Annotated in this window: 13 protein-coding genes; 8 read left to right on the top strand and 5 right to left on the bottom strand. The window is 70.4% G+C overall.

Features of this window, described 5'->3' with window-relative positions; all coding sequences use genetic code 11:
• Positions 1 to 46: 46 nt before the first annotated feature.
• Complete coding sequence (locus ABTZ17_RS13540; RefSeq protein ID WP_352195735.1) at positions 47 to 535, top strand: DUF2267 domain-containing protein; 489 nt, start codon at positions 47 to 49, stop codon at positions 533 to 535.
• Positions 536 to 967: 432 nt separating this feature from the next.
• Positions 968 to 1,558, top strand: a complete 591-nt coding sequence (locus ABTZ17_RS13535) for an RNA polymerase sigma factor (protein WP_352195734.1) — start codon at positions 968 to 970, stop codon at positions 1,556 to 1,558.
• Positions 1,559 to 1,601: 43 nt separating this feature from the next.
• Here ABTZ17_RS13535 and ABTZ17_RS36890 read toward each other — a convergent pair whose 3' ends face one another.
• Both ABTZ17_RS36890 and ABTZ17_RS13520 read right to left on the bottom strand, forming a co-directional pair.
• Entirely contained in the window at positions 1,602 to 2,633 is a 1,032-nt protein-coding gene (locus ABTZ17_RS36890; protein ID WP_502994666.1) for a MerR family transcriptional regulator, read from the bottom strand.
• A 177-nt stretch (positions 2,634 to 2,810) separates the two neighbouring features.
• Positions 2,811 to 3,677 (bottom strand): MurR/RpiR family transcriptional regulator, encoded by an 867-nt coding sequence (locus ABTZ17_RS13520; RefSeq protein ID WP_352195733.1) that lies wholly within the window; start codon positions 3,675 to 3,677, stop codon positions 2,811 to 2,813.
• Between the two features lie 358 nt (positions 3,678 to 4,035).
• On the opposite strand from ABTZ17_RS13520, the gene ABTZ17_RS13515 reads away from it, so the two are divergent.
• A complete protein-coding gene (locus ABTZ17_RS13515; RefSeq protein ID WP_502994665.1) occupies positions 4,036 to 5,373 on the top strand; it encodes an aspartate ammonia-lyase in 1,338 nt (445 codons plus the stop codon).
• Between the two features lie 82 nt (positions 5,374 to 5,455).
• Here the strand turns inward: ABTZ17_RS13515 and ABTZ17_RS13510 are convergent, their stop codons facing one another.
• The gene (locus ABTZ17_RS13510; protein ID WP_352195731.1) at positions 5,456 to 6,883 is read right to left on the bottom strand and encodes a pre-peptidase C-terminal domain-containing protein; all 1,428 of its coding nucleotides are present in this window, start codon (positions 6,881 to 6,883) and stop codon (positions 5,456 to 5,458) included.
• A 336-nt stretch (positions 6,884 to 7,219) separates the two neighbouring features.
• Here ABTZ17_RS13510 and ABTZ17_RS13505 point away from each other — a divergent pair, with 336 nt between their 5' ends.
• The 5 genes from ABTZ17_RS13505 to ABTZ17_RS13485 all read left to right on the top strand — a co-directional run bounded on the left by ABTZ17_RS13505 (position 7,220) and on the right by ABTZ17_RS13485 (position 12,499).
• Positions 7,220 to 8,170, top strand: a complete 951-nt coding sequence (locus tag ABTZ17_RS13505; RefSeq protein ID WP_352195730.1) for an ABC transporter substrate-binding protein — start codon at positions 7,220 to 7,222, stop codon at positions 8,168 to 8,170.
• A 53-nt stretch (positions 8,171 to 8,223) separates the two neighbouring features.
• Positions 8,224 to 9,150, top strand: coding sequence for an amino acid ABC transporter permease (locus ABTZ17_RS13500; protein ID WP_352195729.1), 927 nt, complete (start codon positions 8,224 to 8,226; stop codon positions 9,148 to 9,150).
• A complete protein-coding gene (locus tag ABTZ17_RS13495) occupies positions 9,147 to 9,911 on the top strand; it encodes an amino acid ABC transporter ATP-binding protein (protein ID WP_352195728.1) in 765 nt (254 codons plus the stop codon). The genes ABTZ17_RS13500 and ABTZ17_RS13495 overlap by 4 nt, the downstream gene beginning before the upstream one ends.
• Positions 9,908 to 11,122 carry a M20 family metallopeptidase gene (locus ABTZ17_RS13490; RefSeq protein WP_352195727.1) on the top strand — a complete coding sequence of 405 codons (1,215 nt, stop codon included), beginning with the start codon at positions 9,908 to 9,910 and terminating at the stop codon, positions 11,120 to 11,122. Before ABTZ17_RS13495 ends, ABTZ17_RS13490 begins: the two co-directional genes overlap by 4 nt.
• 87 nt (positions 11,123 to 11,209) lie before the next feature.
• Positions 11,210 to 12,499, top strand: a complete 1,290-nt coding sequence (locus tag ABTZ17_RS13485; RefSeq protein WP_352195726.1) for a cyanophycinase — start codon at positions 11,210 to 11,212, stop codon at positions 12,497 to 12,499.
• Positions 12,500 to 12,848: 349 nt separating this feature from the next.
• On the opposite strand, the gene ABTZ17_RS13480 is transcribed toward ABTZ17_RS13485, so the two are convergent.
• Together ABTZ17_RS13480 and ABTZ17_RS13475 are read right to left on the bottom strand one after the other, a co-directional pair.
• Positions 12,849 to 13,403, bottom strand: coding sequence for a glycosyltransferase (locus ABTZ17_RS13480; protein ID WP_352195725.1), 555 nt, complete (start codon positions 13,401 to 13,403; stop codon positions 12,849 to 12,851).
• Between the two features lie 167 nt (positions 13,404 to 13,570).
• Positions 13,571 to 14,233 carry a glycosyltransferase family protein gene (locus ABTZ17_RS13475; protein WP_352195724.1) on the bottom strand — a complete coding sequence of 221 codons (663 nt, stop codon included), beginning with the start codon at positions 14,231 to 14,233 and terminating at the stop codon, positions 13,571 to 13,573.
• Positions 14,234 to 14,306 lie beyond the last annotated feature (73 nt).

Here is a 14,306-nt window from a genome sequence, read left to right as displayed (position 1 = left end):
AGCGCTGACTGTTCCGATTCGGGCCACCTTGCATGGCGCCTGCCGAATGGCGCCGTCGTTCCTCCTGTCGAGCAGCAGGCCCGAAGCGGCGCCCGAGACGGTCCACGGTAACCTGGGCTCAGGGCAGTCCGGGTCTGGGGTCTTCGGCCCGGAGGGAGCTACGAAGGGCCGGGGGAGCCGGGCAGTTATCGAACGCGCCGACGAAGCCGTCCGCAACGTCCTCACCGCTCTCGGCCGGCAGATCACCGGCGACGAACGCGTCGACCTCGCCCGCTGCCTCCCCGTCGAAGCCGCCCTCGCCTTCACGGCCCAGATCCCCGCCACCGAACCCCTCACCGGCTGGGGCTTCGTCAAGGACATCGCCACCCGCACCGGCACCACCCCCGCCGTCGCCCGCTGGGACACCGGCGCCGTCCTCAATGTGGTCGCCCGCCTCACCGGACCGGATCTCCTCGACCGCATCCTCCACCGCCTCCCCGAGGGCTACGCCCTCCTCTTCGGCCGCGCGGAACTCCGGCCCCGCCAGGCCGCCTGACGAGCTCGCCAGGGCCGGTTGGGTCGAGCGGCGAACGATTCCGCCGGTGCGACGGCCTGTGCGGCCTTGCTGTTGGACGGTGATCAAACCCCCTCACCCGGCCGAGGCTTACGACAGCCGTGGCTCACCGGCGCGAACGACGCACGCTGCGTCCGCTCCGTGCCGGACACCGGGCGCAGTCCTCTGCCTCGGCGACGGGCGGACCGCGCCCCCGGCGGGAGAGCTGCGACAGAGGCTGCCTCGAAACGGCAACGTCGAGGGGCCCCGGCAAGGTGGAAGGGGGCCCGAAGGGAGCGGGTGGGCTCGGTACCCGACCTCCTTGGCGCGCGAGGAGGGATTCGGTGCAGAAACGATGCGACTTGTCGCGGGGATGCGGCCGCAGGGACCGTGAGCACAGTCCTAGAGCAGGCAAGCCGCGATCAGGAGGCTCCGATGCCCGTGCATGGCACAGCGGACCGTGTAGCCGCCGACCATTTCCGCGACCTGACCGATGAGCGGATCGGGCGCGGCTTGGTCCGCGGAGACCCCCGTAGCCTGGATGCGGCCTATCATCGTTGGGGCCGCTTCGTGCAGGCCCTCGCTTTCCGCTCCTTGGGAGACCGTCAGGACGCCGAGGACCTCACGCAACAGGTGTTCGTGGCCGCTTGGCGAGGTCGGGCCAACTTCAGGCCGGACCTCGGGTCCGTGCCTGCTTGGCTGACCGGCATCACCCGCCGCAAGGTCGCCGACGCGCTCGCCGCCCGCACCCGCCGCACCGACCTGGTGGCCAGGGCTGCCCGATCCGCGCCCCGCCCCGCAGACCGCGACGACGGTCTCGCACACGTCCTCGACGGGATCGTTCTTGCCCAGGAGCTGCACCGGCTACCCCGCGCCCAGCGCGACGTCCTGGAACTGGTCTACCTCGCGGACCTGACCCAAGCGCAAGTCGCCGCTCGTACCGGCTTGCCGCTGGGGACGGTGAAGAGCCACGCCCGCCGAGGGCTGCACCGCCTCCGGGCCGGCATCGTCCACCCCGGGACATGAGTCGTGGAAGTGTCCCGGCTCGCGCCGTGAGCCGCGCGCCCTCTCAGGTCGTCCGTCCGTTCGTCACTTCCGGCCGGGACGCCCGGAGGATCAGGTCGAGGGTTTCCCGCAGTCCCGTGGGGCGTGCCGTGCCCGGCGGGGGGTCGCCGGCGAGCCAACCGGGGCCCCCGAGCAGCACCAGTGGCTCGCGATGTCCCCCCAGGGTCGCGGCCGGTTCGCGGGCGATCCGCCCGGCGAGGGCGGACGTCTGCGACCACAGCGCCACGGCACACGGGTCCGATCGTCGCACTGCCCGTTCCAGGGCCGGCATCGGGACGGAGGCCCCCCGCATGCGAGCCCGCACGCCGTGCTCGGCCAAAGCCGCGGCCAACGCTTCCAGAGGAAGCGTGTGCCGTTCGCCGGAGACGCAGGCGAGGATCACCATGGCCTCGGATTCGAGCGCGGTACCGGTGACAGACCGGCTCAGAGCGGTGGAGACGTGCCAGGACAGTAGATGCTCGACCTCCATGTATCGCTCGGGGGAGTACTCCCACTTGCTCCCCGCGGCCTGCAACACCGGGCCCATCACCTCCTCCCAGGCTACGACCACGCCGTAGGCGCGTACCGCCCGGTCGAGCAGAGTGGCCATGGCGGGGCCGTCCAGCCGCAGTGCCGCCAGGGCCAGGCCCCTGCACTCCCGGCGCACGTCGCGGCCCAGCGGGAGACCTCCGCCAGGGTTCTGGTTCGCCCGATCGGCCCAGGCGGCAGGCCCAGGTGACGACCGGTCCTGTCGACGGAGCGCCTCGGATCCGGCTCCGCCCGAGCGGACCGTCGTCCCGACTGCTCTTTCCCGCCGGGCGCGTGCCCGGCGCGCCGCTTCGGCGGGTGGTACCCCGGATGTGGTCAGGCGGCACATGTCCTCCAGCACCTCCACGTCCGAGGAGCTCCACCGCCGGTGCCGCCCACCCGTGTGCTCCGCCGGTCCGATTCCGTACCGGCGATCCCACGAACGCACCGTGGTCGGGGAAACCCCCAGTCGCCGTGCCACGGCGCCGGTGGTCAGGTCATGCGCTTGCCGGGAGCCGGGGTCCGACATGGGTCACCTGCCACTGCCACGTCTTGAAGAACTCCACGAAACGGGTTCTGTCCTGCACTGGAGCTTCGGGTACGGGGGGCTTCACGGATGCGGCGATTGGCAACGCACCGTAAGCGTTCCGGCTGCCGTGCCCAGAGCATCATGCCCGGGTTCGGGTGCCGGAGCCGGATGCGTGGTTCAGATGAGCCCTATGCGGCGGGCGGTGTCCTCGTTGTGGGTGAGCTGCCTGTGGCCGTCGGGGCCGAGGGCGGCGATGACGCCGGCGATGACGGCCTCGATGATGGCCATGGTGGGCACGAGGCTGTCGTAGGGGGCCATGGTTCCGACGTGTGCGGGTAGCACCACGTCGGCGTGGGCGGCGGCGGGGGAGAGCCAGGGGTCGGTGAACACCACGGTGCGGCCGCCGTTTTCGCGGGCCAGTCGGGCGATGGCGGTCTTGTCCTCTTCGTAGCGACGGTAGTCGAAGAGCACCACGACGTCGCGGCGTGTCAACCGGGTGAGGGCGGCGGTCCGCTCGACGGGTCGGTCCGGGAGGAAGTGGACCTCCTCCCGGAGTTGCATCAGGTGCAGGCCGAGGTACTGGGCCAGGAGGTGGGTGAAGCGGCCACCGGCGAGGATGACGCGTCGCTTGCGATCGGCGAGGAGATCCACCGCCCGATCGAAGTCGTGCGGAGGGATCTCGGCCAGTGTCCGTTCCAGGGCGGGGCCCATGGCGGCGCCGGCCCGCTGAAGGACGGTGGCCGCCGCCTGCGGTTCCTCGGCATGGCCCAGGCCGGCGGCTTCGTAGAGCGTGACGGGGGAGGCGCTGCGGGCGTCCAATTCCTCCCGAACGGCGGCCTGGAGGTCGGGGAAGCCGCGGTAGCCCATCCGTGCCGCGAACCGAAGCACCGTGGGAGTGGAGACGGCGGCCCGGTCGGCGATCACGGCGACGGTCTCGAAGACCGGGGAGGGGTAGCCGGCCAGCAGGACGCGGGCGACCTTGCGCTCGGCGGGGCTGAAATCGCCCAGTTTGGCGCGGATGTCGTCGGCGAGCGTGCCGCTCATCGTGGGGTGTTCCCTTCCGTTCGTCCTGATGGTCGCGTCCGCCGAGCTTAGTGCTTCGTCTCGTCGGGTCTCCGGGCCCGACAGGGTGGGCCAGGGGGCCTTCCTGGCTGCCTGACCGTCGGCAGGTGAGCGTGGTGCTCCGGATGCCGCAGGGCGGAATCCGGCACCAGGCCCTCGGCGGACGGCGCGTCCGCCATCGTTGGTGTAACAAATGCTACTTACTGTCTCTTGCGAAGCAGATTTGTATTGCATGATACTTCACCGAGTGAGTGATGGCCCGGGCGGGACGAGAGGGAGTGCGTTGGGGACACGACGGACGGAATACGACTTGATCGGGGAGCGGAGCGTTCCTGCGGAGGTGTACTACGGCATCCACACCCTGCGCGCGTTGGAGAACTTCCCGTTGAGCGGGATCCCCTTGTCCGCACACCCCGAGTTGGTGGTGGGGCTCGCCTGCGTCAAGGAGGCCGCGGCGTCGGCGCACCGGGACCTCGGGGTGTTGCCGGCCGAGCGCGCGGAGGCGATCGTGGCGGCATGCGGGGAGATCCGCAGCGGGCGGCTGCACGAGGAGTTCGTCGTGGACGTCTTCCAGGGGGGTGCGGGTACGTCGGCGAACATGAACGCCAACGAGGTGATCGCGAATCGTGCCCTGGAGCTGCTGGGCCACCCCCGCGGCGCCTACGAGCACCTGCATCCCAACGACGACGTCAATCGCTCGCAGAGCACCAACGACGCCTATCCGACGGCGGTGAAGATCGCCCTGCACGCGGCCTCCGGCAGGCTCCTGGGAAGTATGGGCGTGCTCGCGGAGGCTTTCACCGAGCGCGGCGAGGCGTTCGCGAAGACCGTGAAGCTGGGACGGACGCAGCTCCAGGACGCAGTGCCGATGACGTTGGGCCAGGAATTCGACGTGTTCGCACTGACCGTCCGTGACGATGCCGCGTCGTTGGCGCACGCTGCTTCTGCGCTGCTGGAGGTCAATCTGGGAGGGACCGCGATCGGGACCGGGCTGAACGCGGAGCCGGGCTTCGCCCGAGCGGTCGTGCCCCGGCTTGCGGCGGTGGCCGGTGTGCCCGTCCGTCCCGCCCGCGACCTCGTCGAGAGCACCCAGGGCATGGGTGCGTTCCTCGGTCTGTCCGGTGCGCTCAGGCAGTACGCGGTGCGCCTGTCGAAGATCTGCAACGACCTGAGGTTGCTGTGTTCCGGGCCCGGCGCGGGTCTGGGCGAGATCCGGCTTCCGGCCCTGCAGGCCGGGTCGAGCATCATGCCGGGGAAGGTGAACCCCGTCGTGCCGGAGGCCGTCAACCAGGTCTGCTTCCACGTCATCGGTGTCGACGCGTCGGTGTCGGCGGCCGCGCAGGCCGGGCAGCTGCAGTTGAACGCCTTCGAGCCGCTGATCGTGCACCTCCTGCTGACCGCGGTGGAGCGTCTCGACGCCGCGGGGCGGCTGCTGGCGAAGCGGTGCGTGTCCGGGATCGAGGCGAACGAGGCTCGTCTGCGTGCGGATGTGGAGGGGTCGGCGGGTCTGGCCACCGCGCTCAACCCGGTCCTCGGCTATCAGAGGGCCACGGAACTGGCCCGTGCGTGCCTGGACACCGGCCTGCCGGTGCGAGAGCTGGCGGCACGCAAGGGCCTGCTCGATGCGGGTGAGCTGGATGCCCTGCTTGATCCTTGGACCTTGGCGCATCCGGTGTGACGCCGGTGGGGCCGGGCCCCGCACGGCTCGGTGCACGTGCGGGGCCTTCGGGGTCGGTATGCCGGCTGGGGGAGGATGGCTGTCAGCTTTTGGTGAGGGTGCAGCTGTAGGGGGTGGTTCCGGAGCCGCTGTATGCCTCGGTCTGAAGGTAGTAGTTGACGGTGCCCGTGGCCGTGCGGGTGAAGGTGAGGCTCTCGTCCGTGCCGGCGCCGTCGTTGACGGAGCGTTCCAGGGTGCTGCCGGCCGCGTCGAGCCAGTAGAGGTCGGCGTCGTAGGCGGAGGGGATCGCGCAGGTGATGGTGGCGGTCCGGCCCGAGGAGAGGGAGACCTTGAAGTAATCGCGATCACTGGCGGACTTCATGCTGCCGGTGAGGGTCGCGGGGGAGGGGAGGGCGGTGGCATCGTCGGCGGTGTCGCGGGTGTCGTTCGGCTCGCTCTCGGCGAGGGTGCCGCCGCCTTGGCCGGCGCAGTCGGTGATCGGCGTTCCGTTGTAGAGGTTGGTGTCGGGGACGCCGCCGGTGACACTGCGCAGGTAGTAGCCGCAGGTGGGGCGGTTCCTGAAGTCGAAGATCGTTCCGGGGGCCAGGCGCCAGATCTTGAATCCGGTGTAGGTGAGGGGCTTGCGGTCGAGGGCCTGTTCGGGCTGGTGGTCCGCGAGGACGACGTAGGCGTCCTTCCCGTATTGGGTGGCCTTTCCGTTGCGGTCGAGGAAGAGTGATCCACCCCCTTCCTCGACGCCGACTCCCCAGGCGGTTCCGCCCGGGGCGAGGCCGTCCTTCACCGCGCGGGCGAGGAAGGCCATGGTGCGGCCCATGCGGTCGCGGGTCACGAAGTGGGAGTCGTTGAGGACGGCCCCGTAGTCGGCCCATTCGAACATGCCGGTGGTGAAGCTGATGTAGCGGTTGTAGGGGTTGGCGAGGGCTTCGGTGCTGGTGACGCTGCCGTTGCAGGCGTCGTAGACCAGGGGGCTGTTGATGTGGTGGCCGGCGCTTCCGCCTCCGGAGCCGCCGCCCTTGGCGACCACGGACTCGACGGACGCCTCCAGGGCGGTGCCCTTCCACGCGGCGTAGCGGCACTGGTCGCCGCCTGCGAAGTACACGAACTCGGCGTTGCGGATGTCGGTGTTGACCTGGCTGTTGTTGCCGTCGGCTGCCGCGGTGAGCGTCCAGGTGGTACAGGAGTTAACGCCGGACAGTGCCATGACTGTGTCGCATTCGGGGGTCGGGCTGCCCGAGGTGGGTGCGGAGCCGGACAGGACGACGACGTCGAGACTGCCGGTGCCGCCACGGATCTCGTCGACGGCACGGGCCATGGAGGCGGTCACCACTGCGCCCGCCCCGTTCATGGTGAAGGCGGGACCGTTCCAGGAAACGCGGCTCACGTCCGTGGTGCTCCCCAGGCGGATCCGGTCGGCTGCCGCGTGGGCCGGTTGCTGGAGCGTCAAGGCGGTGGTGACCGTGGCCAGCGCGAGGACGAGGGGCACGGTGGTGCGGGACGAGCGTGGCGTCATGTGGGCGCTCCGTAAGGGCGGTCGGGGGAGCCGCACGAGGCGGCCGACGGAGCGTCATCGCCAAGGGCGGGCTCTCCGGGGGATTGGTAGCGGAACATACAAGCCGCTGTCGATGTCGGGAAGATGTACAACCAGATTCAGTGGACCTGCCTTCAAACGGCTCGAATAAATATGGATGTTAGGCGCCTAAGGTCCTCAATCATCCCCTGATGATCTGCGTTACATGAACGTAATGCGCGATACATCTAGCCAGCGTAAGGATGAATCTGTAACTTCCGGGTTGTGGTCGGCGGCTGGATCCCGCCGGCGAGGCACCCCCTGAGAGGCTGCGTTTCCATGAACACTCGTCCCTCCCGCCATATGGCGATGGCCGCGGCGGTGGCCGCCGCGCTGGTGTCGCTCAGCGCCTGCGGCGACTCCGGCGGCGATGCCGCACCAACCCCGGCCGGCCCCGTCATCGTCGCCGGTGTGCGGATCGACAAGGACCAGGCGTTGCACGGCCTCCTGCCGGAGAAGATCAAGAAGGCGGGCCGGGTCCGAGTGGCCACGGACGTCCCCTACGCGCCCTTCGAGATGTTCGAGAAGGAGGGCAGCAGCCGGCTGACCGGCCTGGACTACGACCTCGGACAGGCCCTGGGCGCCAAGTTGGGCGTGTCCTTCGCGTTCGCTCCGCAGAAGTTCGACGGCATCATCCCGGCCATCCAGGCCGGCAAGTTCGAGGTCGCCATGTCGGCCATCACCGACAACAAGGAACGGCAGAAGGTCGTCGACTTCGTCGACTACTCGCGCTCGGGATCCGGTGTCCTGGTCATGGACGGAAACCCGGCGAAGATCACCACGCTCGACGACCTCTGCGGACGAAAGGTCGCCGTCCAGGCCGCCACGAACCAGCTCGACCTCCTGAAGGACCACCAAGCGGCCTGCGAAAAGGCGGGCCGGGAGCGGCTCGACATCCAGACCTTCCCCAAGGACTCCGACGCCCAGCTGGCACTGCGCGCGGGCAAGGTCGTCGCCCAGGTCCTCACCAAGCCCGCCGCAGGCTGGGTCGCCAAGACCGCCGACAGCGGCAACACCTTCGACCTGGTGGAGGACCCCGCGGCCCCCGGCGGCTACGGCGCCTCCCCCAACGGCATCGCCGTGGACAAGAAGCTGCCCGAACTGACCGACGCCATCCAAAAGGCCCTCCAGGCCCTCATCGACGAGGGCACCCTGGCACTGGTCTACGACCAGTATGGCGTCGCCTCCATCGCCGTCGAGAAGGCCACCAAGAACGCGGCGGTGGACTAGAGATGCCCGCCACCACCACACCGGCCGCACACCCGTCCAGGGAGGAGGGACACATGCCGGACCTGCCCCTGGAGATCGTCCCCGTCCGCAACTACGGCCGCTGGGCCGCCGCCGCGGCATCCGTGGCCGCGCTCGTCGGCGTGATCGGATCCCTCGCCAAGAACGACAACCTGCGCTGGGACGTCGTCGGCGACTACCTCTTCGCCGACCTGGTCTTCGACGGCCTGGCCACCACCTTGTGGCTCACCGCGGCCGCCATGCTCCTGGGCCTGGGCCTGGGAACACTGGTCGCAGTCATGCGTCTGTCGTCCAGCCCGGTTCTCTACGGCCTGGCCAACCTGTTCGTCTGGGTCTTCCGCGGCACCCCCCTGCTCGTACAGATCATCTTCTGGGGCTACGCCGCCGCCCTCTACTCCCAGGTGAAGATCGGCATCCCCCTCACCGAGGTCACCTTCTTCCAGGCCGACACCAACTCCCTGCTCACCCCGGCGGTCGCCGCCCTCCTCGCCCTCGGACTCAACGAAGCCGCCTACGCGTCCGAGATCGTCCGCGCCGGCATCCAGTCCGTGGACCCCGGACAGGCCGAAGCCGCCCACTCCCTGGGCATGCGACCCGCCCTGACCATGCGCAGGATCGTCCTGCCACAGGCCATGCGGGTCATCATCCCGCCGATGGGCAACGAGACCATCAACATGCTGAAGATGACCGCCCTGGTCTCCGTCATCTCCGCCAACGACCTCATGTCGAACATCCAGGCCGTGTACGCGCAGAACTACCAGGTCATCCCGATGCTCGTCGTGGCCAGCCTCTGGTACCTGGGCCTGGTGACCCTGCTGGGAATCCCCCAGGCGTGGCTGGAACGCCGCTACGGCCGAGGTACCGTCCGCGGCTCCGGAGCCTCACCGCTGCGCCGCCTCCTGGGCACGGCGGGCGCCGGAAGAGCACCGGGCCGAAAGAACGACAAGGAGCGGAACCGATGAGCACGGCCATGGTGCGTGCCGAAGGTGTACGCAAGCGGTTCGCAGGGTTGGAAGTCCTCCAGGGCATCGACCTCACGGTCGAGCGCGGGCAGGTCTGCTGCCTGCTGGGCCCCTCCGGGTCGGGCAAGTCCACCTTCCTGCGGTGCATCAACCACCTGGAGAAAGTCGACGGCGGCAGGCTCACCGTGGACGGTGACCTCGTCGGCTACCGTCAGCAGGGCGACCGGCTGTACGAACTGCGCGAACGTGAGGTCGCCGCCCGACGGCGGGACATCGGCATGGTGTTCCAGCGTTTCAACCTCTTCCCGCACATGACGGCGGTCGAGAACGTCGTCGAAGCCCCGGTCAAGGTCGCCGGCGTCTCCCGGGGCGAGGCCCTGGAGCACGCCCACGCGTTGCTCGCTCAGGTAGGACTCGGTGACCGGGCCGGCCACTACCCTGCTCAGCTGTCCGGCGGACAGCAGCAGCGGGTGGCGATCGCCCGAGCCCTGGCGATGCAGCCGAAACTGATGCTGTTCGACGAACCGACCTCCGCGCTCGACCCCGAACTCGTCGGCGACGTACTCGACGTGATGCGCCGGCTCGCCGCCGACGGCATGACCATGGTCGTCGTCACCCACGAGATCGGCTTCGCGCGCGAGGTCGGCGACACGGCGGTGTTCATGGACGAAGGCGTCGTCGTGGAAGCCGGCGACCCCCGACGCGTCCTGGTCGACCCCGAGCAGGAGCGCACCCGCGCATTCCTGTCCAAGGTCCTGTGAGCCCCGCAGCCGCCCGGCAGGAGCACACCGCCGAACTCCTGGACCTGGCCCGCACCCACCTCACCCGGTACCTGCGCGACCTGGAAGCGCTGGTGTCCATCGACTCAGGCTCCTACAGCCCCGACGGCGTCAACGAGGTCGCCGACTGGGTGATGGACCGCCTGCTCCGCCTGGGTTTCGCAGTGGAACGAATCCGCTTCGCCCCCGACGGGCCGCGGCGCAGCGGGGACGCGGTGATCGGCCGCAGACGCGGCAGCCTCCCCGAAGCCGACGGCGGTCGCCGGATCCTCCTCGCCGGTCACATGGACACCGTGTTCGACGACGGCACCGCGGCCGCCCGCCCCTTCCGATGCGACGGAGTCACCGCCACGGGACCCGGAGTCAGCGACGACAAGGGAGGCCTCCTCGCAGGCCTCGCCGCCCTGGAAATCCTGGCCGAACACCGAACGGACGCCTACGACGAGCTGGTCTTCCTGGCCACACCCGACGAGGAGATCGGCTCGCCGTCATCGCGCGACCTGATCGAGAAAACCGCCCGCGGGACGCACTACGGCCTCGGCCTCGAATGCGCCCGCGAGAACGGCGACCTCGTCATCGCCCGCAAGGGCGTAGCCGATTTCCTGCTCACCGTCACGGGCAGGGCCGCGCACGCGGGCATCGAACCCGAACGCGGAGCCAACGCGGCACTGGCTGCCGCCCACCTCGTCGTCGCCCTCCAAGCCCTCAACGGGCACTGGGACGACGTGACGGTCAACGTCGGCGTCGTCCGCGCCGGCACCCGCGCCAACATCGTCTGCCCGCAAGCCGAGCTCAGGGTCGAAGTCCGTGCGGCCACGACCGCCGATGTCCAGCGGGTCGAACGGGCCATTCGGGAGACCGCCGCCCACCCGGCCGTACCGGGCACCGGCATCGACGTCGAGCGGCTCGACCTCTGCCCGCCCATGGAGGACACGCCCGCCTCGCGCCGCATGCTCCAGACGGCGCAACGGGCCGGACGAGCCGCCGGTGTGGAGTTCGGCGCGGCCGCCACCGGCGGGGTGGGTGACGCCAACCTCATCGCGGGCACGGGCGTTCCGACCCTCGACGGTCTGGGCCCCGTCGGAGGCGCCGACCACACCCCCCAGGAATGGCTCGACGTCTCCACCGTCCCCGAGCGCATCGCGATGCTGGCCGCGCTCATCGCCGACCTCGGCGACGCCCGCACCCCCTGATCCCCACCGCCTCCGCCCCGGCACCCGGGGCGGAGGCCCGCACGCCCCCCACACCCCGACCGCGTACTCACCAGTCACGGAGGCACCATGCGCGTCTCGCTCCGACCTGCCCGCCGCACCGTCCTGACGTGCAGCGTCGCCCTCACCCTCCTCACCATGACCCCGGCCGCCCAGGCCGGACCCCGACCCGCCGACCGCCCCGCGGGATCCCTGGTGCTGATCGGAGGCGGCCTCAAGGCCGACAACAAGGCCGTCTACGGCGAGATCATCCGACGTGCCGGCGGCGCCGCGGCCCGCATCGGCGTCATCACCGCCGCCTCCGTCCCGGAGAGCCGGGACCCGAACGCCGACGACCCCGCCACCTGCAGCAACTCGGCGTGTAACGGCGCCTACTACGCCGACCTGTTCCGGCAGCACGGCGCCGCCGACGCCCAGTGGATCCCTGTGGACCTCGACCACATCACCAATGCCGACGACCCCACCGTCGTCGACCAGGTCAACTCCATGACCGGCTTCTTCTTCGGCGGCGGCGATCAGTACCGCTACATCACCACCCTCCTGCGCGGCCCCTCCCACCAGGACACCGCGGTCCTGGCGGCCATCCGAGCCAAACTCGCCCACGGAGCCGTGATCGCCGGATCCTCCGCCGGAGCACAGATCGCCTCCGGACCCCACATGGTCACCGGCGGCGAATCCTACGAAGCCCTGCGCGACGGCAGCGCCCCCGGCTACTTCGACGACCCCACCCGCCTCGGCCACATCCCCCAAGGCGGATTCGGATTCCTCACCTCCGGCCTCATCGACACCCACACCGGCGCCTACGGACGCGAAGGCCGGGCCTACCGCCTCGCCGCCGACACCGGACACGACCGCGTCTACGCCCTGGAGGAGAACACCGCCCTCGTCGTCGACGCACCCGGCAGCAGTCGTGAGCGCATGACAGTGCTGGGCCCCCAGGGCGTCGCCGTCCTCGACCTGCGCCGGGCCCGCATCCGCTCGGGTGATTCCGGCTGGAGCCTGCACGGCGCCCGCTACACCTACCTGACCGACGGCGACAGGTACCGGCCCCGCTCCTGGGCCGCACTGCCCGCCCCCGACAAGCACCCCGTCCGCCCGACGGGTACTGCCGCGATCCCCGCCAACACCGACGTCTTCTCCTCCCAGGCCAACCCCGACGCCACGCCGTACTCCTTCCGCACCACCGCACGAGCCCTGGCAGCCACCCGCGTGCACAAGGCGGCGACTGCCACCACCTTCGAGACCGACCCCCGCTTCACCGTCACCTTCACCAAGGGCACCGACTTCAGCACCTGGACGACCGACGCCAACGTCCCCCAGTCCCTCGTCAACCTTCAGATCGGCATCGAACACCGATGACAACCGGCAGGGGCCCGGACCCGATCCCACCCTCCCGGCCCCTGCCTCCGGGAGAAGAGGTGGTCGTCCTCACCGGCACCTGGGTCCTGCCCGGCACAGTCGCCGCCGAGGACGCGCTTCCCCGTCGGGTGGACGCCGCCTCAACCTTCCCGACAGGGTCGTCCCCGCCCCTCTCTGCCGTCGATACCGCAGTGCCCGGCTTCCTGACCACCCTCGCAGGCGCCGCACACCCGCACATGAGGCAGAGCGAGGGAGACGGCGCAGCGGACCGAGACCGCCTGACGCCCCCAGGCGCAGGCAGACTCCGCTGGGCGCGCGGCCTCCCACCATGGCCCGGGGGGCAGAATGCCTACTCAAGGGCCGAATGACGTCGATGATCGGTCGGTGGCTGCGCGATGCGGACCCGGGGACCCTCCCGCCCCATCACCTCGAGCAGTCGTGCCGCCGCGTGGCCCGGTCCGGATGCGTCGAGCGCGCGTGCCCAACCGGCCATGGCGGGGGCGGTGACCGTGAGCAGTGTGTCGAGCGTCCGCGGGATGTCGCCGGGGTGCAGGGCATTCGGGTCGCGTACGAGCCCCACGCCCAAGCGTTCTGCGTCCCGTGCGATGGCGAACTGGTCGCTGGAGAACGGCAGGATCAGTGCGGGCACCCCCGAGCGCAGGCACTCGGTGAAGGAATTGTTCCCACCGTGGTGCACCATCGCGTCCACGTGCGGGAGGAGGGCCTGCTGCGGGACGGACGGGGCGATGACGACGTCCTCTGCGGCCAGGTCGGCGAGCTCGTCCGTCCTCCCGCCCGCGGAGACGATCAACGCCGTCCTGGTCGTGCTCCTCAGCGCCCCCGTCACCACGGTGCGCAGGACGTCGTCGCGCGCCGACAGGAAGGTGCCCAGTGCCAAGAGCACGATTCGGTCCGCGGTCCGCCGCAGCCTGCGCAGGGTGCGCGCCCACGCATGATCCAGAGACGGCGGGGCGCCCGTCATGTGTCCGGCGAAGACGTGCTAGGGCCCCCGGGGCGGGAGAGGCAGCCACGGCAGGTGGGGGTACGCGTACAGCACGGCATGTGGAGAGGTCAGCGCGAACGCGAGGCCCGGACTCGGGGCCCCGGGAGCAAAGCGCTGCCGGAACGACTCGAACAGGGTGGTGAAGGTGCGGTCGTTGTCCCGTGCGGCGTCTTCGAGCCGGGACAGGACCTGAGGATCGGGGCGCAGCGCCGTCGGCCAGTCGTAAGGGACACCGAAGAGGACGTCGGGGCCCCCGGGACGTACGTCGGATGCCCCGGGCAGTACGTCGCGTACCGGGCCCTCAGGCAGTGCAGGGCGAGTGTCGCGCAGTAGGCGAGCTGGTCGACCACGTACCAGTCGGGCCGGGTGTGCTCGTCGAGTGCGCGCAGCCGTGCCAGCACGGCCTCCGGCTCGGCGAGCATGTCCGCCCGGCGGTGCCGCGCCTGCGTGGCCAGCGCTGCGATCGAGCCCTGCCGGGTGGCGTCCAGGAACTCCGTCAGCCTGCCGGCCTCCGTCGGGTCCTGTGCCGTCGTCTCCGCGACCCCCGTGTTGGCCTTCCGCGTCACCGCCAGCCGCACGAAGCGCAGACCCGCTCCCACGGCGAGGTCCTCGAACGCCTCCGTGCAGGCGAAGACCACATCCGCGCCGCGCTCGCGCAACGCGCCGGCGAGCACGGACAGCGGTGCGGCGTGAGAGCGGAAGGGCGGACTGACGACCACGACGCGAGGCATGTAGAGCACTTCCCCTTCGACCCCGCCCCCGGATGCACAGCACGGTCGACCATGATCGACGGACCTCCGATTC

Origin of the sequence: Streptomyces sp. NPDC097619 (genome assembly GCF_040302735.1) — a bacterium.
Lineage (GTDB): Bacteria > Actinomycetota > Actinomycetes > Streptomycetales > Streptomycetaceae > Streptomyces.
The sequence above is the reverse complement of the archived record's forward strand: the minus strand, read 5'-3'. Positions and strand labels throughout refer to the sequence as shown.